This window comes from Alishewanella sp. HH-ZS, assembly GCF_001704375.1.
GTDB lineage: Bacteria > Pseudomonadota > Gammaproteobacteria > Enterobacterales > Alteromonadaceae > Alishewanella > Alishewanella aestuarii.
This window is the reverse complement of the sequence record NZ_LZEJ01000031.1, coordinates 14,621-32,927: the sequence shown is the minus strand read 5'-3', so window position 1 is coordinate 32,927 and position 18,307 is coordinate 14,621. Positions and strand designations below refer to the sequence as shown.

General features: G+C 52.7%; 15 protein-coding genes. 6 read left to right on the top strand and 9 right to left on the bottom strand.

The window, feature by feature from the left end; all coding sequences use genetic code 11:
• Positions 1 to 57: 57 nt before the first annotated feature.
• Both A9165_RS12440 and A9165_RS12435 read right to left on the bottom strand, forming a co-directional pair.
• Positions 58 to 2,916 (bottom strand): TonB-dependent receptor, encoded by a 2,859-nt coding sequence (locus A9165_RS12440; protein WP_065956122.1) that lies wholly within the window; start codon positions 2,914 to 2,916, stop codon positions 58 to 60.
• 258 nt (positions 2,917 to 3,174) lie between these two features.
• A complete protein-coding gene (locus A9165_RS12435) occupies positions 3,175 to 4,347 on the bottom strand; it encodes a cystathionine beta-lyase (protein WP_008950656.1) in 1,173 nt (390 codons plus the stop codon).
• Positions 4,348 to 4,528: 181 nt separating this feature from the next.
• On the opposite strand from A9165_RS12435, the gene A9165_RS12430 reads away from it, so the two are divergent.
• Positions 4,529 to 7,027 carry a TonB-dependent siderophore receptor gene (locus tag A9165_RS12430; RefSeq protein WP_008609772.1) on the top strand — a complete coding sequence of 833 codons (2,499 nt, stop codon included), beginning with the start codon at positions 4,529 to 4,531 and terminating at the stop codon, positions 7,025 to 7,027.
• Between the two features lie 91 nt (positions 7,028 to 7,118).
• On the opposite strand, the gene A9165_RS12425 is transcribed toward A9165_RS12430, so the two are convergent.
• Complete coding sequence (locus tag A9165_RS12425; protein WP_008609773.1) at positions 7,119 to 7,889, bottom strand: EAL domain-containing protein; 771 nt, start codon at positions 7,887 to 7,889, stop codon at positions 7,119 to 7,121.
• A 90-nt stretch (positions 7,890 to 7,979) separates the two neighbouring features.
• Positions 7,980 to 8,624: a class II aldolase/adducin family protein gene (locus A9165_RS12420; RefSeq protein ID WP_008609774.1), complete on the bottom strand. Its 645-nt coding sequence runs from the start codon at positions 8,622 to 8,624 to the stop codon at positions 7,980 to 7,982.
• Between the two features lie 152 nt (positions 8,625 to 8,776).
• Here A9165_RS12420 and ubiD point away from each other — a divergent pair, with 152 nt between their 5' ends.
• The 4 genes from ubiD to A9165_RS12400 all read left to right on the top strand — a co-directional run bounded on the left by ubiD (position 8,777) and on the right by A9165_RS12400 (position 13,018).
• On the top strand, positions 8,777 to 10,261 hold the full coding sequence (gene ubiD / locus A9165_RS12415) for a 4-hydroxy-3-polyprenylbenzoate decarboxylase (protein WP_008609775.1): 1,485 nt from the start codon (positions 8,777 to 8,779) through the stop codon (positions 10,259 to 10,261).
• A complete protein-coding gene (locus A9165_RS12410) occupies positions 10,258 to 10,536 on the top strand; it encodes a 2Fe-2S iron-sulfur cluster-binding protein (RefSeq protein WP_008609776.1) in 279 nt (92 codons plus the stop codon). The genes ubiD and A9165_RS12410 overlap by 4 nt, the downstream gene beginning before the upstream one ends.
• A 25-nt stretch (positions 10,537 to 10,561) precedes the next feature.
• A complete protein-coding gene (gene fre / locus A9165_RS12405) occupies positions 10,562 to 11,269 on the top strand; it encodes an NAD(P)H-flavin reductase (RefSeq protein WP_008609777.1) in 708 nt (235 codons plus the stop codon).
• A gap of 375 nt (positions 11,270 to 11,644) precedes the next feature.
• Positions 11,645 to 13,018, top strand: a complete 1,374-nt coding sequence (locus tag A9165_RS12400; protein WP_065956121.1) for a pre-peptidase C-terminal domain-containing protein — start codon at positions 11,645 to 11,647, stop codon at positions 13,016 to 13,018.
• An 87-nt stretch (positions 13,019 to 13,105) separates the two neighbouring features.
• On the opposite strand, the gene A9165_RS12395 is transcribed toward A9165_RS12400, so the two are convergent.
• Positions 13,106 to 14,335: an energy transducer TonB gene (locus A9165_RS12395; RefSeq protein WP_065956120.1), complete on the bottom strand. Its 1,230-nt coding sequence runs from the start codon at positions 14,333 to 14,335 to the stop codon at positions 13,106 to 13,108.
• 129 nt (positions 14,336 to 14,464) lie between these two features.
• On the opposite strand from A9165_RS12395, the gene A9165_RS12390 reads away from it, so the two are divergent.
• A complete protein-coding gene (locus tag A9165_RS12390; RefSeq protein WP_008609781.1) occupies positions 14,465 to 14,872 on the top strand; it encodes a thioesterase family protein in 408 nt (135 codons plus the stop codon).
• Here the strand turns inward: A9165_RS12390 and A9165_RS12385 are convergent, their stop codons facing one another.
• Genes A9165_RS12385 through A9165_RS12370 form a run of 4 tightly spaced genes read right to left on the bottom strand, consistent with a single transcriptional unit; the run spans position 14,873 to position 18,307 of the window.
• Positions 14,873 to 15,382, bottom strand: coding sequence for a DNA-deoxyinosine glycosylase (locus A9165_RS12385; RefSeq protein ID WP_065956119.1), 510 nt, complete (start codon positions 15,380 to 15,382; stop codon positions 14,873 to 14,875).
• Complete coding sequence (locus A9165_RS12380) at positions 15,367 to 16,452, bottom strand: heme biosynthesis protein HemY (RefSeq protein WP_065956118.1); 1,086 nt, start codon at positions 16,450 to 16,452, stop codon at positions 15,367 to 15,369. The genes A9165_RS12385 and A9165_RS12380 overlap by 16 nt, the downstream gene beginning before the upstream one ends.
• Positions 16,449 to 17,573 (bottom strand): uroporphyrinogen-III C-methyltransferase, encoded by a 1,125-nt coding sequence (locus A9165_RS12375; RefSeq protein ID WP_065956117.1) that lies wholly within the window; start codon positions 17,571 to 17,573, stop codon positions 16,449 to 16,451. Before A9165_RS12375 ends, A9165_RS12380 begins: the two co-directional genes overlap by 4 nt.
• Positions 17,570 to 18,307: a uroporphyrinogen-III synthase gene (locus tag A9165_RS12370; RefSeq protein ID WP_065956116.1), complete on the bottom strand. Its 738-nt coding sequence runs from the start codon at positions 18,305 to 18,307 to the stop codon at positions 17,570 to 17,572. The genes A9165_RS12375 and A9165_RS12370 overlap by 4 nt, the downstream gene beginning before the upstream one ends.

The window sequence follows — 18,307 nt, the reverse complement described above, 5'->3', positions numbered from 1 at the left end:
GGATTTGTGTATAAGAGACAGGCACTGAGGCCGGGTTGGATGCGTTAAGCGCTTCGCTTAGAAAGCGTAAGAGAAGCTGGTGTAGAAGAAACGGCCGATATTATTGTACAGACCGGTTTCTGCGGTAGTGCCTAAAGCCACACCCGGCAGATCGCGGTTAAACAGGTTATCAACACCGAATGCCAGTTTAACGCCGCTGGCGAAGTCGTAACCCAGGCGGATATCGGTTACGAAGTAACTACCATAACTCATAATATCGCTTGGATCCGGGTTCAGCGCCAGTGACTGGCTGGTGAACAGCGATACCGCATCGATATAGCGGGTTTTAAAGCCAGCTGTCCAGGCATCGTAACGGTAGTTCACGCTCAGGTTAGCTTGCCAGGTCGCGTCACCGGCAACACCGGCGTTTTCAATATATTCGTTCGGGAAGTTCTGGAACGAATAGGTTTTACGCGATTCCAGCCAGGTACCAATTAACTTGGTATTAAAGCGACCGCCCAGGGCGTCAAAATCATAACCAAATTCAAAATCGATACCGCTGGCCGTTTGTGCCGCCACGTTCTGTACTACTGAGGTAATTAAGCGCAGCGTCTGGGTTTGCGGGTTACGCTGTACCAGATTACAGAACTGCATATTCGGGCCACTGGCTGAATCGACACAGCGGTTCAGAATATTTTGTGCAGAAATAGAGGCGATAGCGTCATTGATTTCAATCGACCAGTAGTCAACGGTCATGCTAAAGCCGCGGATAAAATCTGGCTGGTAAACAAAACCAACAGTGTAACTATCTGATTTTTCAGCACGCAGATCCGGGTTACCACCGCTTAAACCTTCCACTGTCGCTGCTGGATTGTTCAGCTGGAAGTCCGGGGCAATACCAATGGCCGCACAGTTGTTTACCCGCGTCTGGCTCTGGCGCTCGGTGGTAGCGCACGGATCTGTTACCCGGAAGAAGGTTTGGTTTTGCGGGCCAAACAGTTCGCTGATATTCGGTGCCCGCAGCGCTTCAGAGTAAGTGGCACGGATCCGGAACTCGCCGTTCAGGCTCCAGTCCAGACCGGTTTTCCAGCTGGTGGCATCACCGATGGTGCTGTAATTGGCGTAACGCACCGCAGCATCAAATACCAGATCCTGGATCAGTGGTAGATCAGAGAGTAATGGTACTGACACTTCGGTAAAGGCTTCTTTCACATCGAACTCACCGCGCATATATTGCAGTGAATTCAGGAAAGTAGCGCCGGTAGCGGCAAAGCGATCCGGTACAGATTCACTTTCTTCTTTACGGTATTCAACACCGGCTGAGAAGCCGACCATACCGGCAGGTAATTCGAACAGACCACTGTTGTTAACGCTGGCATTCGCCACTTGCTGGCGAATGGTGCTGTGGCTGTAAGAGGTGGTATTAAACCAGTTACGGGCCGCATCATTAATGGCGTTGTCACCAAACAGGCTGGTTGGTGCACAGCCGTTGGCGCGGGCAGTGGCGTCACGACACACAATACGGCCATTGGCATCAACTACGGCATCAACTGACTGGGCGAAGTTAGTGCGGATCAGGTTGTTATAGTTAACCTGCTCCAGCTTGGTTTCGCCGTGGGTAACATAGGCTTCAAAGCCCCAGTCTGCCGACAGCTCACCCTGCGCACCGGCAACAAAGCGTGATGTAGTGCGGGTATTTTGTTCAAAGCGACGGCCAGCATCTTTCTGGAAGCGGTGAATACGGATCGAATCCAGGTTATTGGCGTCCATCAGCGCTGCCATGCTGTCATCCAGGTAGGCGTTGTCACGCATAATGCGGATCGCTGAGCCATATTCAAAGAATGATGGCTGACCTTCGTTACTGCCTTTGCTGCGCACATATTTGCCTTCGGCAAACAGGTTGATGCTGTCCGTCAGGTCAAAGTTAGCTTTCATATTCAGGTTCTGGCGGTTAAAGCTTGGCTGCAGATCCTGATACTGCCGCAGATCTAAAAATTCACAGTTGCTACAGTGCTCAATATTGCCATAGGTGGTACCCAGCTCCTGCAGACGCACGCTGCCGTCCTGGTTAAAGATGTACCAGTCACCATTTAACTTAAAATTACCGGCCGTTGAGCTGTCATACCAACCGGCATTAGCAACGGTGATCCGATCCGGAATACCATCGTGAATAAAGACGCCGTTGCTATCACGACCATCACGGTCAGCCGGGTTAGCGACAGCCATATAAGAGGTGCGGGTTTGCCGGCGATCAGTGGCGTTCATCCCTTCCTGACCAGAAAACTCAGCGGCTACTGCAAAGTTACCACGGCCGGCAGCGAAGTCGGTACCAAAGGATAATAAGGCTTTATGGTTATCGTACGGGTTATCCTGAGCAAAACCGCGGCTTAGCACCAGATCGAAACCCTGAATGTCTTTTTTCAGTTTAAAGTTTACTACGCCGGTTACCGCGTCGGCACCATATACGGCTGAGGCACCACCGGTAATAATTTCCACCGAGTCTAACCAGGCAGTAGGAATGCTGTTGGTATCGACCGCAGCACTGCCGGCACTGCTGGCAACATGGCGACGGCCATCAACCAGCACCAGCGTACGGGAAGCGCCCATACCGCGTAAATCCAGTAAGCTTAAGCCGGCAGTACCGATAAAACGGCCTGCGTTAGCCAGTGAATAAGTGGCAGCCAGTGACGGTAATTCTTTTAACACTTCACCAATATTCATGGCGCCGGTTTCCACCAGATCACGACCGGAAATCACCGTTACCGGTGACGGGGCTATAGCGCCTTCACGCAGAATGCGCGAACCGGTAACCTGAATGCGCTCGGTTGCCGCCTGCGGGCTTTCTTCTGCCACAACCCACTGTGGACTGGCTGCAGCAACGGCAGCGGCCACCACACTTAAACGCAAAGAATTCACTTTGGATAACGATACAGACATGCTTGCTCCTGAATAAAACAGCCAGTGGCTGATACAACTCAGCAGTACCTGTGCCGGCACTGCTGCAGAGGGCGCGCATTGTAGGGAATTGTGGTGAAATCGCCAGCAAAAACTGCCTGAAAAATACCGATCGGTGAGTATTTATGCAGTTCCTGAATAAGAAAAAACCAAACTGCTGGCTTTTAGAGCAGATTTAGGCTGCACTAATGCAGACAATCCTAGCCAGCGCCAGCCACAGAATCGCATAGTTATGCAATGCTATATGGCCGCATGAAAGCGCTGAAAAGCCGCCTGCAAATCGTCGATTAAATCCTCCGGATCTTCCAGGCCGATATGCAGCCGGATCAAGGGCCCGCTGTAGGGCCAGTGGCTGGCCTGACGTAGAGCCTGCACATTGAGGGTTGCTGTGATCAGGCTTTCATAGCCGCCCCACGAAAAACCCATTTTAAAATGCTGCATTCCTTCGATAAAGGCTTCCACTTGTTTTAGTGAGCCTTGGCTCAACACGAACGAAAACAAGCCATTGCTACCGCTAAAATCACGTTTAAACTGCTGATGACCTGGGTGATCGGCAAAGGCCGGATGCCGTACCGTCGCCACCTCGGGTCGCTGTGCTAACCACTGCGCCACCTGCAACGCATTTTGTTCATGCTGCTTTAACCGCACCCCTAAGGTGCGCAAGCCACGACTGGCAGCATAGACATCGTCGGCTGAAGCACAGTAGCCCATTAAATAGCTATGCTCGCGCAGTTGTGGCCAATATTGCTCAGTGGCACTGGCGGTGCCAAGCATCACATCAGAGTGACCGATAATATACTTGGTCGCCGCCTGAATTGAGATATCCACGCCCAGTTCAAAGGGCTTACACAAAATCGGCGAGGCCCAGGTATTATCCAGTACCGTAATGATCTGCTGCGCCCGCGCCACCGCGCAAATGGCAGGTATATCCTGCACTTCCATCGTCAGCGAACCAGGCGATTCCAGAAAGATCATCCGGGTATTGGGTTTGATCAGCGCCGCGATACCGGCACCGATCAGCGGGTCATAATAGGTGGTTTCAATCCCTAAACCTGCCAGCAGCTTATCGCACAGCGCCCGGGTCGGCTCATAGACACTGTCGACCATCAACAGGTGATCGCCTTGCTTTAAAAAGGCCAACAAGGCACCGCTAACCGCCGCCGCGCCACAGGGATAAAGCGCGCAGCCGGCACCGCCTTCCAGTTCACACATGGCTTCCTGAAACGCAAAATGGGTTTGGGTGCCGCGACGGCCATAATAGGGTACCCGGTTACCGCGCTGTTTGGTGGCCTCGCGCAGCTCTTGCATCGTATCAAATACGATGGTCGACGCCCGCACCAGCGGTGGGTTAACCGCACTGCCTGTCCATTGCTTACTGCGGCCAGCATGAATTAACCGGGTATTTTTTTTCATCTTAGTGCTCCAATTCGACCAAAGTGGCGTAGTAAAGACATCTGGAAGTCTGTATCCTTTAAGTTATCGACATCCTAAGTCATAATTTTGTCAACGTCACGCTATCTTTAATTGTGGTACTGGTTTGACACCAGGTTATTGAGGTTCTAGCTTTAATAAATATAACAAGGAGATAACACCTATGCATAGCTTCAAGCCCCATCCTCTTGCGTTAGCCGTGACGCTGGTGCTTTCCAGCCCACTCGCTCTGGCTCAACAAAGCAGCAATACTGAAACCGAAGAAAAGGCCGAACGTATTGAGCAAATCGTAGTAACCGGTACCCGCGTAGCGGGCCGTTCGGTATCAGATACGGCAGTGCCAATTGATGTTGTCAGCGCCGAAAGCCTGACCCGCGCCGGCTCCACTGAACTAAACCAGGTGCTGTCCACTGCTTTACCTTCATTTAACTTCCCACGTCCCGGCCTGGCTGACGGCACCGATACGGTGCGCCCGGCAACCTTACGTGGCTTAGGGCCAGACCAGTCTCTGGTATTAGTTAACTCCAAACGCCGGCATGCTGCAGCCCTGGTTAACGTTAATGGAACTGTGGGGCGTGGTTCATCGGCGGTGGATTTAAATACTATTCCAACCGCTGCTATCAATTCGGTTGAAGTCTTGCGTGACGGCGCCTCAGCCCAATATGGCTCAGATGCAATCGCCGGGGTACTCAACGTGCGGCTGCGCGAAGCCAGTGAAGGCGGTAACTTTACCAGCTCCTATGCCTGGCGCGATACCAGTTACACTGTACCCACTACCCCGGTAGTTGCCGGTGCCACCTGGAGCGCGCCCAGCACCCTTCGCCGCAGCCGGGTAGATGGAGAAACGCTGACGTTAAGCGGCTGGCGCGGCTTTGAACTGGGTAATAACGGCTATCTGACGGTATCGGCAGAATATAAAGAGGCAGAGCGCACTGAGCGCGGTGGCTGGGATCACCGCCAGCAATACAACAGAGTCAATGGCGAGTTTGATCCACGTGAAGCATTGGTCAATCGCTTTAATGCCTGGTATGGCGAGCCGGAACTGGACCAGTTCACCTTTTTCGCCAATGCCGGTAAAACCCTGGAAAATGGTAAGGTGTATGGCTGGCTGAGCTATCAGGATCGCGAAGCACGCTCTGCCGGTTTCTTCCGTACACCGAATGACGTGCGTAACGTACCGGAAATTCATCCGGATGGCTTCCTGCCAATTATTGCCCCTGATGTCACAGACGCCAGTGCGGCGGTCGGTTATGAGTTTGATGTCGGTGAATGGACAGTAGACAGCTCGCTGGTTTGGGGGCAAAACCGCATGGCCTTTACCATCGAGAATACGCTGAACCGCTCAATTGGCCCGTTAAGCAAAACCGAGTTTGATGCCGGTGGCTATCGTTATGGCCAGGCAGTATTTAACCTGTCAGGTGTACGCTCCTTTAATGTTGATGGTTTAGCCTCGCCGCTTAACCTGGCAACCGGTGTAGAAATGCGCCGTGAGCGTTACGGCATTTTCGCCGGTGAACCGGATTCCTGGCGTAATGGTGGCGTGCTGTTAAACGGTGCACCGACTGCTTCGGGTGCTCAGGTATTCCCGGGCTTCCGTCCCTCTAACGAAGTACGGGCGACCCGTCGCGCCATTGGCGTTTATGTCGATCTGGAAGCGAATCTGACCGACAATATGCTGGGCTCAGTAGCGGTAAGAGCCGAAGACTACTCCGACTTTGGCAGTAACGTGACCGGCAAGGCAGCACTGCGTTATGACTTTACCGATACCTTTGCCGTGCGGGGTTCAGTACAGAATGGTTTCCGTGCGCCTTCTCTGCAGCAACAGAACTTTACGGCTACCTCTACCAACTTTATCAACGGTATTCCGTTTGATATTACCACCTTCCCGGTGAATGATCCGGTAGCTCAGGCGCTGGGCGCTAAAGCCCTGGATGCAGAAGAGTCGGTAAACTACTCACTGGGTACCGTATTCCGTGTTGGACCAGTTTCAATCACTATCGATGGTTATCGTATCGATATTGATGATCGGATCGTGCTATCCGAAAACCTGACTCAGAATAATGTGCGTGAGTATCTGACTTCTCAGGGCTTTATCGGTATTGGTGGCGGCCGCTTCTTTATTAACGGCGTCGACACCGAGACCAAGGGTGTGGATGTGGTCATTAACTGGACCTTACCCACCGATAAGCTCGGCTTATTCGACTTCACTTTGGTAGGTAACTACAATGAAACCAAGGTGAAATCGGTGCCGGCGACCTCACAGCTTTCCGCACTGAATCCGGCGCCAACCCTGTTTGGTCGGGTGAATGTGCTGACCTTTGAGAAAGGTACACCGAAAGATAAAATTGGTGCCACGGTAAACTGGAGCTTTGATAGTTTAAGCGCGACCTTAAAGGCTACCCGCTATGGTGAGGTGTTAGCGCCGGGCACCACTGCAGCCACCGACTTTGTATTAACACCTAAAACACTGGTTGATCTGGAAGCTCGCTACGAGTTTAACGATAACTGGACGGTAGCCTTTGGCGCCGACAATATCTTTGACCAGTATCCGGATGCATTCCCAATCAATCTGAATACCACAGGCGCCACCTCGTTTTCGAACTACTCACCGTTTGGACGTTCTGGCCGCTTGTTCTATGGCCGAGTGGCGTATAATTTCTAATTTAAAGCTGTAAATGCTAAAGGCGCCGCAAGGCGCCTTTGTTTTTGCTGTTGGTGTAATGAGCTGCGACAGTTATAGCTAAGCTCAGTGCTTAAGCCAGACCGTTAATCTCAGCCAAAGTCGCAAGCTTTTCCAGCTCCGGTCGGGCAAAATAATAGCCCTGCAAATAACGAATACCGACAGAGGTCAGATAGTCCAACTCAGCACGGCTTTCAATGCCCTCAGCCAACACCTTGGTACCCTGCAGCTCGCACTGCTCTAGCGTACGCTCGACAATAAACTGCTTGGCCGGATTCTGCTCAATATTGCGGATCAGCTGCATATCCAATTTCAGAATATGCGGTTTTAACTCTATTAACCAATCCAGCGTGGCATAACCCGAGCCATAGTCGTCAATCGCGGTTTGAAAGCCGCGTTTGGCATAGCTTTGGAAAATTCGGTTTAAATGCGCCTTATCTGGAATTTGCTCGCCTTCGGTAACTTCAAAAATCAGTTTAGTGAGATCAAAGCCATAGGTGTCGGCGGCTTCAATGGTTGCCTTAATACAGGTTTCCGGGTTGTAAACCGCATTGGGCAAGAAATTGATATTCAAAAAGGTTTTGCAGCCCAATTTGGCCGCAGTTTCGATCGCTTTTACCCGGCACGCCTGGTCAAAATAGTATTTATTATCGTCGTTAATATGCTGAAATACCCAGCCGGCACCTTCGCCATTTGGCCCACGAACCAGCGCCTCATAAGCAATAATGGTTTTCTCATGCCAGTCTATGATTGGCTGAAACGCCATGCGGATCTGAAAGCCCAGATCCTGGCCACTCAGGCAGTCACTGCAGGTTTGTTGTTTAATATTTGCCGGAAACTGCATCTTATCAGGGTCTCTGCTGTCCGTTTTGATTAGTTTTACCAGAAAAAACTAACCGGCGCTTGTTTTTCAGGCAGTTTTTCGGCTGGCCGCTTAAATATTCGGCTCAGCACCCAAACGTAACGCCAGGGCATAATACTCGGCCAGCACCTGAAAGGCGGCGGCCGCCGTACTACCAAAGGTGACCACACCGTCTTCATGGCCGGCCATAGTAAAAATACGCTGCTGCACGACCGCGGTTTCCACAAATAGCCGGCCAACCTCTGTCGCCATGGCCACAGTACCATAAGGAATTTCGGCCCGGGTTTGTGGTAAATTCAGACGATCGGCATAGTGCCAGATCGCCGGGCAATGTGCATGGATCACAAAATGAATATTTTGCTCCAGTAAGTACAGCTGACCATGGGTCATAGCCTCGGAGGAAGGCTTACAGGGCCCGAGTGCCTCAATACGGTTAAGTTCAGGCTGACACTGGCTAACTAACGCATAGTCTGCCGCTGTTAACACCTTTTTACCACCGGTTTGGGTGCCACTGATAATAAACTGTGCCGACTGCCCCAGCCGTTGGCTGATATTACCAAAACCATAGTTGTCATAACGTGCCGGATGCTGACCCAGCATGCCCAGCTGCACGCAAAGGGTGCGCCAGGCATTGATTTCAGCAATGTTAACCGCCGGCGGCAGTGCCATCGGCTGATAACTTAACTGAAATTTTATAACCCCTTCCTGCTCCGCCATCGTATAACCCGCGTCACCTTATTTTCGACATTATAAAAGGCCGTGCTGGCTTACCCCAGCCGCATAGCAGGCCAAAACTGGCAGGAAATGACTGGCAATGTATAATACGGTCAGCTTTTGTCAGGCTGCGGCTGACAACATTAAGGGCAAAGATGAAATATAAAGATTTACGCGACTTTATTGCACAACTGGAGCAGCGCGGTGAACTGGTGCGGATCAGTCAACCGGTGGATCCGGTATTAGAGATGACCGAAATTGCCGATCGCACCCTGCGTGGAGAGGGTCCTGCGCTGCTGTTTGAAAAGCCGAAAGGCTTTAACACCCCGGTACTGGTTAATCTTTTCGGTACCCCAAAGCGGGTAGCGCTGGGTATGGGCCAGGAAGAGGTATCGGCGCTGCGCGAAGTTGGAAAACTCCTGGCATTTCTCAAAGAACCTGAGCCACCAAAAGGTTTAAAAGACGCCTTTAGTAAGCTGCCAATCTTTAAGCAAGTGCTGAATATGTCACCCAAGCAAGTAAAAAAAGCCGCTTGTCAGCAAGTGGTTCTGAGCGGTGACCAGGTGGATCTTACAAAGTTGCCGGTAATGACCTGTTGGCCCGGTGATGCTGCACCGCTGATCACCTGGGGTTTAACGGTCACTAAAGGCCCGCATAAAGAGCGGCAGAACCTTGGCATATACCGGCAGCAGGTACTGGGTAAAAACAAAGTGATTATGCGCTGGCTATCGCATCGCGGCGGTGCACTGGACTTTTTTGAATGGCAAAAAGCGCATCCGGGGCAGCGTTTTCCGGTAGCGGTGGCTTTAGGCGCTGATCCGGCAACCATTTTAGGTGCCGTGACACCGGTACCGGATACCTTATCGGAGTATGGCTTTGCCGGCTTACTGCGTGGCGATAATACCGAAGTGGTGAAATGCGTCAGTAACGATCTGCAGGTACCTGCCAGTGCCGAATTTGTGCTGGAGGGCTATATCGAGCCGGGTGAACTGGCGCCTGAGGGGCCTTATGGCGATCATACCGGCTACTACAATGAGGTTGATAACTTCCCGGTGTTTACCGTGACCCATATTACCCACCGTGAAGATCCGATCTACCACAGTACCTATACTGGCCGGCCACCAGACGAACCTGCCGTGCTGGGTGTGGCGCTAAACGAAGTCTTTGTGCCGATTTTACAAAAGCAATTTCCGGAAATTACCGATTTCTACCTGCCACCTGAAGGCTGCTCGTACCGGCTGGCGGTGGTGACGATGAAAAAGCAATATCCGGGACATGCGAAACGGGTAATGATGGGTGTTTGGTCCTTTCTACGCCAGTTTATGTATACCAAGTTTGTGATTGTTTGTGATGATGATATCAATGCCCGCGACTGGAAGGATGTAATCTGGGCGATGACCACCCGGATGGATCCGGCGCGGGATACCACGCTGGTGGAAAATACCCCTATTGATTATCTCGACTTTGCGTCACCGGTATCCGGTTTAGGTTCAAAAATGGGGATGGATGCCACCAATAAATGGCCAGGCGAAACTAACCGTGAGTGGGGCGAGCCTATCGTCATGGATCCGGCGATTAAACAGCGCATTGATGCCTTATGGCCGTCATTGGGTATCACTTTACCAGAGCAAAAAACATGAGCTATCAGGTACGGATCCTACCGGCAAAACTAACCTTTGAGGTCGCACAAGGTGAGAGTATCCTCGCCGCTGCCTTGCGGCAGGGTATCGATTTCCCGCACCGCTGCCGCCAGGGTGTCTGTACCAGTTGCGTGTGTAAACTGCGCAGTGGTAGTGTCAGTTACGCCGACCCTAACCCATTAACCGAAACCGATCGCCAGCAGCAATTTGTGTATTGCTGTCTGGCGACTGCAGACTCTGATTTAGAGCTGCACCACCCTTTTATCCGCGGCTAGCTGCCGCCTGAACCTTGAGAGCCCTATGAACGCTATTTCCTGTCAGGTTATTGCCATCGAAGCCCTAACACCGGTTATCAGCAAAGTGCTGCTAAAACCGGCGCAGACGACGGGCTTCGTTGCCGGCCAATATTTGCAGCTCTGCCTGACTGCCGATGATAAACGCCCGTTTTCTATTGCCAGTATCCCGGGACAAGACTACCTGGAGTTACATATCGGCGCGCCAGCGGGCGATAATTGGTCAAGTGCCGCCCTGCTGCATTTGCAACAGGCCTTTAATCAGGGGGCGGCGGTTCAGGTTGAGGTCGGTCTGGGCCATGCCGGCTGGCGTGAGCACAGTGAACGGCCAGTGATCCTGCTGGCCGGTGGTACCGGTTTCTCTTATGTGCATAGCATTGCAATGGCTTTAGCAGCCGCTAAGCAGGATAAACCGGTATTCTTATACTGGGGTGTGCGGCAGGAAGAAGCGCTGTACTATCAAACCGAGCTGCAGCAGTGGGCCGCCAGCAACGCCAAATACTCCTTTATTCCGGTCGTGCAGGAACCCAATGCTGCCTGGCAGGGCCGCAGCGGTCTGGTGCACGAGGCGATACTGCAGGATTTTGTCTCGCTGGAGGCCTACGATATTTACATCGCCGGCCCCTTTGCGATGGCAGGTGTGGCGCGGGAAGCTTTCACAGAGCAAGGCGCTCACCGAGAGCAAATGTTTGCCGACGCCTTTGCCTATATCTGAATTCTGACCAAAAACGGCGCCTGAGAGTTAAGCGATTTGGCGGCGCCCACTAGATTGGCAGCTTAAGCAGGCCTTTTAGAAACTTGACAAGCTGCAATTTCAGGTCAATAGTTGAAATAACATCTATTAACCGATCTTGATATGCAGCCAAAGCCCCTTCATCATACTGATGCGACTTGTCTGGCGTTCCGCTGGCAGGGGCTACATGCCTGCTCCACTGACTACCACTTATCCGAGTGGTTCGACGAATAAATCACCGCTAAAACTCTCTCGGTTTAACCCTATACCGACACGGTAGACGCCTTTCCGGCATTCTGCTGTGTGGTTATCGCCCACTCTGGGCTTTTTCATAACAACAAGAAACAGGAAGCAACAATGAAGAGATATATGCATCTAGGTGCATTGGTACTGTTATTCAGTAGCCATGCGCACGCCTGCCTGACACAGGAAGCTGAAAATAATAATACCGAAAGTGCGGCTAATGGCCCCTTATGCTCCGGTGTCACGGTACAAGCCAGTATCAGTAGCCGCAATGACGTTGATTGGTATTTCTTTGATACCAGCAGTAGCGGTGACATTACCGTGAGTCTTAGCCATGGCAGTAATGCAGATTTTGATTGGTTCTTATACCGGGATAGTGGCAGCTATATTTTATCCGGACAAAGCGCCAGCAATCCGGAGACCGGCACCTATAAGGCCGCCGCCGCCGGTCGCCACTATATCAAGGTAACCCGCTATGCCGGGACAGGTAACTATCAGTTACAGGTACAATTTAACGGGGGTGGCGGTGGCTCGCCGGCGCCAGCCTGTAACTACGGGCCGCGACCCAGCAAACCAGGTAGCTTAACGGTATACCGGGTAGGCAGCCTGACAGACACCTGCGTTAACCTGACCGAACCGGCAGCACTACTGATGGGTGGCGGTACCGATGTGGATGACGCGTTTAGTCTGCGTGTTGCGCCCCATATTCAGGGCGGCAATATCGTTGTGTTACGTACCACTGGCACCGGTGCCTATAATACTTATCTGCAAGGCTTAACCAACGCTGCCTCTGTCGAGACGCTAATTGTCGATAGCCGCACTAAAGCAAACAGCGACTATGTTGACTGGGTGATCCGTACCGCGGAATTTGTCTGGATTGCCGGTGGTGACCAAAGCAGTTATATCAGTAACTGGCAAGGTACTAAGGTCGACGCAGCGATTCAATATGTCTATAACAAAGGTGGTGTGGTTGGTGGTACCTCTGCCGGCAACCATGTCTTAAGTCAGACGGTCTACAATCCGGACGGCGTGCAAGGCGCGGTCAGTGCGGAAGTGGTCACCGACTTCTGCCATAACACCATTAAATTCAGTAACAACTTCCTACAAATCCCAATGCTAGCCAATACGTTAAATGATACCCATTTTGCCCAGCGCGACCGGATGGGACGCTCAGCAGTATTTCAGGCGCATTTAGGTAGCAATGGCCGGGTGATCGGAGTGTCAGAGCGCACCTCGCTGTTTGTGCAGGCGAATGGCCAGACAACGGTCGACGGCCAGCATGAAGTTTATGTGCTGCGCGCTGATAGCCAAACTCAGTATCAGCAGCGGCAATGTGGTCAGCCGGTGATCCTGCATGATTTGCTGCGCTACCGGCTGCAACCGGGTGACAGTTACAATCTGCTGAACAATAGCAGCTCTGTCACCCCGACCCGTCTTGGCATTAACGGTAACTTCAGTAGTTTCTATACCCCGACTAATCCCTACTAGGGTTAGCCGCGACAATCCCAGAGGGGAGTTCTACCCTCTGGGATTAATCTCCCGGCGCGCATTGCGTACCGACTGTATCGAATATACTCAATGATTCGGCTTGGGCAACAATCCGGTCGCCTGCCAGGCCATTACCACTGGGTCCTGCTGGCTCAGAAGATAGGTTTGCCAGTTCGGATCTGTTGTGGCCAGAAGACGCTGCGCCTCACGCTGGCCATGCCTGGCCGCTTGCTCGACCCAGTACTCCGCAGACCAGGCACGGGACACCGTATGGGCGGGCTGTACCAGTATTTCTGTCTTTTTATTGACTATAAGAGGCTGCAACAAAAAATGGCCCGCTTTGCGCACCCCGGTTAACTGCTTGCCCAGCAACTCGTCATTACTTTCGGCTTTAATAATCACTCCAGCAGCATCCACCTCAACCAGGGTTTGTTGTGGCAAAGTATCAAAGGCTGCGGCGAGCTGTAATTTCGATTCAAGCAACCCAAGGTCTGGCGCAGTAATTGGCAATTCAGTATCGATAATAAAGTGCTGCGCACCCTGTGACGCAATAAATCGCATCACGCGACTGAGCATTAACTGATGCTCTGGCGATCCTGCTTGTGCCAGATCCCACAACCTGTTTTGAAACAGCAGCTGTTTCAGGTTTGCGATATTCAGCCGGTCTACTCCGGAGATTTCCAGCGTAAAACTCAGCTCAGTCGTTGTCAGCATTGGCTGACCTGCAGCATGACGCCAGTCCTCTAACGCCTTAACCGCTGCTTTAACAAATAACTGTTCCGGGTAGGCATCCAGTACCCTGATATCATTCACCTTACCTTGCTCATCAATACGATAATGCAATCTCACATAGCCCGCCTGCCCGCGTTTTGCGGCCTCTACCGGATAGCGTGGTTCAATCCGTTTCAGAGGTTGCAGTCCTTGTGCCGCAGAGGGGCTACGATGTTCGGTGGGCCCGGCCGGAATGACCAGCTGTTGCTGCCATTGCTGTAATTGCTGCTGATAGGCAAGCTCGGCATCTGGCTCAAAGTTAGCCCGCAGCTGCTCTGACAAAGCGGCAGCATCAGCATTGCCATAAGCCGCTGCCAATGCAAATAACGCAGCGGCCTGTGATGGATTGGCCTCAGTGCCTTCGCCGTTGAAGTACATTGCAGCCAGACTAAACATCGCATGGGGATTACCCACTTTAACTAACTCAGTGAAATGCTGTTTGGCGCTGTGGTAATCCTGTTGCTCGTAAGCGAAAAGTGCCTGATTCCAGTCTGCACTCAGTGATCCGCTGCTAAACAGCAGCAAAAAGGTTAATTTCTTTAGCATATTAGCTTCCCTGTTAATTTTTGCGCACTTCTGATAATAACAAGCTGATTTTTCGAGTCAATCTTTAATTCTGGCAGCATAAAGTCAGCTGTGGCAGAATCAGAGTAATTGCACTAAAGGACAACGACTATGCAACATAAAACCCTGATAAAAGTTCGCGGCTATCATTTAGATATCTATCAGCATGTCAATAACGCCCGCTATCTGGAGTTTCTAGAAGAAGCGCGCTGGGGCTATCTGGAAGATAGCGGCGATATCGAATGGTTTGCCAAGCACGGCCTGGCCTGGGTCATTGTAAATATCAATATTAACTACCGGGTCGCGGCAACCATGGGCCAGACGCTGGAAGTCTTTACCCGCTTTAGCAAAATTGGCAGTAAAAGTGCAGTCGTGTCGCAGGAAGTGCGGATCGCGGGCACTGAGGCCGTTGCCGCTGATGCCCAGGTTACCTTTGTTTGTCTGGATCAGAAAACCGGCAAAGCAGTGCCGATTGAAGGTGAGTTACGCGAGCGCTTAAGCCAGCATTTAAGTGAATAGTTAATCCAGATGCGTCAGTACTTCAGCCCAGGCTGCCAGTTTTTCGGTGCGGGAGACAGATGCATGTGCCGGACTGGTCGATGGCAGGTTCAGCAGTATTGGGAGTGGCTGATGTGTTTGCAGGCTGGGTAATACCAGTTTGCGGAAACTCTGCACTGCCTTAGCGCCGTTAAAGGCCAGTGCCCGGATGCCGGGTTGCTGTTGTAGCAGGCTGGCGAAATCATTGGGCAGCTCCGCCCGGATCGCACTGTCGAGGCTGCCCTGACGCTCACAGCTCTGCAGTACATCCCACAGACCAATACCTCGCGCTCTTAATTGCATCAGACGCTCGGGATAAGGTAAATCGGCGGCAAAACCAAACAACTGCCCCATAATAGGCCAAAATGCATTGCGTGGATGAGCGTAGTATTGCTGAGCCGCCAGCGAGGCGGCACCCGGCATACTGCCGAGCACCAACAAACGGCTGTCAGGCGCGATAACCGCCGCTAAGCTGGTCAGGCGTGCTGCCATAACTCGGGTTGATATTGCCGCACCTTTTGCCAGGCCAGCGTGGCCTGCTCTTTATCGCCTTCCTGCTCCGCCAGATAGGCCAGAACCGCATACAGATAGCCATTCGTTGGGTGATCCCGTAGCCAGTGTTGTACCGCCTTGCGTAACTTCAGCACCGAGCGACCAAGCGGAATTTGCCGCAGATAAGGCCAGGCTGCGGGCAAATCCTGCAGTGTCAGTGCCTGCACCAGCTTCTGCTCCGCTTGTTCGTTCAGACCTTGCTGCGCCAGCGCCCAGGCCTGTCCCAAAATAGCCGCCGCAGATTTACGCTCTTTCGCCGGTAAATTCTGCCAGTAGTCCGCCTGCTCGGAAAACCCTTGTAAACTAAGCTGGCTGATCGCCGCCGGGTAAATCGCAAAACGGCGTTGCTGCCAGCTATCTTTACTAAACCAGCGCTCACTGATCGCCTGCGGTACCGTTTCTAACAAGCGCTGCCATTGCCCGGCTTGTTGCAGCGCCTGCAGGTACAGCTGCCCCAGGGCCGGATCCTGCTTCGCCTGCGACAAATGCTGTGCCAGTATCCGGCACGCCTCACCGGCCTGCCCTTGCTGTAACAGTAAATCGGCCTGCACAAAGGCGCTATTCGACTCACTGCTCTCCAACGTATGTGCTAAGGTACCGGCTTGTTCTGTTTTACCAGCATAAAAACTGGCGTAGCTGGCCAACATCCGTTTTTCGGTGCTAAAACTGGGGTCCTGCAATGCTAATTGCAGCTGCTCGCTGGCTTGTTGCCATTGCTGACGGGCATAGGCCTGTAAGCCGAGTGCAAAGGCCGCGCGGGCTTTACGTTGCCGGCGTAGCCGGAAAAAACTAAATGACCATTTTTGCCAGCGCGCCAGGTGGCGCAATACCGCAAACAACAAGGCGCCAGCCAGTAACAGCAAGCCAAGCGCAATCACCAATCCGAGTAGCGTCATTTCAACGCTATAGCCAGCGACAATCAGTTTGATATAGCCAGGGTTGTTAATCAGCAGCGGCCCCAGCAACATCGCCAGCACCAGCAGCAAGGTTAACAGTAACAGCTTGCTCATAACGCCTCCTCAGAGAGCAAGGCTAACTGCCGTTCCAACTGCGCCGGACTTTGCAATACCGGTAGCTCGACCTTAGTCAGTGCCAGCTGGCTTAGCTGTACCAATGCTGTCGCGGCTTGCTGCACCGACGCGGCATCGGCCGCAAAATAGCGTTGTAACAGATCGGCGGCCTGTTGCACTGCCCGGCTGAATACCTCAGCTTCGCGTTGTAACAATGCCTGCTCTGCCAGCAATAGCTGTTGCTGCAAGGTCAGCCGCAGCTGTAACTGCTGCTCGGCCGTCAGGTTTATAAAATCCTCGGCCACGACCGGGCGCACCTGAAATAACTTGCTCCAGCTTTGTTGCCAATACGCCGCCAGATTCTGCCGCCAGTTTGCCAGCTCAGCGTCAACCACCGGCTCGGTGACCAACGCGTGCTCCTGTTGTTTTAGCGGTAAGCGCAGGCTCTGCTGCCGTAACTGGGCCAGTTGCAGATGGACCTGACTATAATCGGGCAAACTGAGCTGCTTAAGCGCAGCCAGGTCATCGCGAATACTTTGCCGGACGTTTAACAGCGCGGGGTTATCCAGCCGTGCCAGCTGGGCATCGGCCTGTTGCAACAGCATGCGGGCACTGGGCAGATCCTGCTGCAATACCAGATTATAACTGGCACGCTTTAACAGGTAGGCCACTTCGGCCAGTAGCCAGTGCTGTGGTGGGGCACCGTCTTTTTCCTGCAGCTGCTGACGTAGTAGCGCAAGCTGATGCTGTAACTGATTATTCAGCTCGGCCTGACTGGTCTGCTGTCGCTGCTGCCAGCTTTGCCATTGTTGTTCGACAGTACCGAGTTGCTGGCTTTGCTGTTCCGCAACTTGGGCCAGCGTTTGCGCCAGTTGTTGTTCCAGTTGTTGCACGCTACGCTGGCTTTGGCTAAGTTGTTGCTGCAGGCCCTGCCATTGTGGCCATAGCCACCAGCCTGCCGCTGCCATGCCCCCACCGGTCAGTAACACCAGTAGCAAAGCCAGCGCTGCCACGCCACTGCCGGTTGAGCCAGCGGGCTCATTTTCAGTCTCGGCCAGCTGGGCTTTTAACTCCGCCAGAGGTGCATCACTGTCAGTACTGCTTGGCTTCTGCTCACTCATAACAAGTCCTTCTTAAACTGCTGTATCGCCTCTAATAAGGCGTCGTCATTGGCACTTTGCGCCAGCTGAATGCGCTCTGCGGCAATCCCAAGCGACAGAGCACTATCGCGTGCCCTTGGGCTAACCAGGATCCAACCCAGCTGACAAAGCCAGCTCTGCTGAGTCGCCGGCACTAAATCAAAAATGCGTTGTAAAATTTCGTTACTGGTTGCTACCACACAGCGGATACCTTGCTGCTGCCATTGCTGGCACAGCGTCGCACCATCTAACGGCAGCGGGATCCGGCTATAGCTTTGTACATAACGCACCAGGGCGCCGCGCTGACTTAAACTTTGTTTTATCAGCTCCCGCCCGGCATTACCGCGCACTACCACGACCTGCAAGCCGGCGACATCCTGTAATTCGGGCAAACCGAGCAAGCCTTCGCTGCGCTGATCTTGTGGCACCAGCACACTGCGGCCGGTCCAACGGGTTAAGGCAGCGGCTGTGGTTTCACCTACCGCCAGTAAAGGCGCGGTCAGTTCGCTTGGATCGAGTTGCTGCTCCAGTGCATGTACCGCACTTAAACTGACAAACACCAGCAAGTCTGCTTGTTTTAGTAAGCGCAGATCTTTGGCTTTTAACTGTACCATCTGGGTAGTAATCACCGGCTGGTACAGATAGGGCACGCCGCTATCATCCAGGGCTTCCAGCAGATGATCCGCTTTGCCGGCCGGCCGGGTGATTAAAAACAT

What these genes read in the sequence shown, in the direction of transcription:
- A9165_RS12440 (WP_065956122.1), bottom strand. Translation starts at nt 2,916, where the DNA reads ATGTCTGTATCGTTATCCAAAGTGAATTCTTTGCGTTTAAGTGTGGTG.
- A9165_RS12435 (WP_008950656.1), bottom strand. Translation starts at nt 4,347, where the DNA reads ATGAAAAAAAATACCCGGTTAATTCATGCTGGCCGCAGTAAGCAATGG.
- A9165_RS12430 (WP_008609772.1), top strand. Translation starts at nt 4,529, where the DNA reads ATGCATAGCTTCAAGCCCCATCCTCTTGCGTTAGCCGTGACGCTGGTG.
- A9165_RS12425 (WP_008609773.1), bottom strand. Translation starts at nt 7,889, where the DNA reads ATGCAGTTTCCGGCAAATATTAAACAACAAACCTGCAGTGACTGCCTG.
- A9165_RS12420 (WP_008609774.1), bottom strand. Translation starts at nt 8,624, where the DNA reads ATGGCGGAGCAGGAAGGGGTTATAAAATTTCAGTTAAGTTATCAGCCG.
- ubiD (WP_008609775.1), top strand. Translation starts at nt 8,777, where the DNA reads ATGAAATATAAAGATTTACGCGACTTTATTGCACAACTGGAGCAGCGC.
- A9165_RS12410 (WP_008609776.1), top strand. Translation starts at nt 10,258, where the DNA reads ATGAGCTATCAGGTACGGATCCTACCGGCAAAACTAACCTTTGAGGTC.
- fre (WP_008609777.1), top strand. Translation starts at nt 10,562, where the DNA reads ATGAACGCTATTTCCTGTCAGGTTATTGCCATCGAAGCCCTAACACCG.
- A9165_RS12400 (WP_065956121.1), top strand. Translation starts at nt 11,645, where the DNA reads ATGAAGAGATATATGCATCTAGGTGCATTGGTACTGTTATTCAGTAGC.
- A9165_RS12395 (WP_065956120.1), bottom strand. Translation starts at nt 14,335, where the DNA reads ATGCTAAAGAAATTAACCTTTTTGCTGCTGTTTAGCAGCGGATCACTG.
- A9165_RS12390 (WP_008609781.1), top strand. Translation starts at nt 14,465, where the DNA reads ATGCAACATAAAACCCTGATAAAAGTTCGCGGCTATCATTTAGATATC.
- A9165_RS12385 (WP_065956119.1), bottom strand. Translation starts at nt 15,382, where the DNA reads ATGGCAGCACGCCTGACCAGCTTAGCGGCGGTTATCGCGCCTGACAGC.
- A9165_RS12380 (WP_065956118.1), bottom strand. Translation starts at nt 16,452, where the DNA reads ATGAGCAAGCTGTTACTGTTAACCTTGCTGCTGGTGCTGGCGATGTTG.
- A9165_RS12375 (WP_065956117.1), bottom strand. Translation starts at nt 17,573, where the DNA reads ATGAGTGAGCAGAAGCCAAGCAGTACTGACAGTGATGCACCTCTGGCG.
- A9165_RS12370 (WP_065956116.1), bottom strand. Translation starts at nt 18,307, where the DNA reads ATGTTTTTAATCACCCGGCCGGCCGGCAAAGCGGATCATCTGCTGGAA.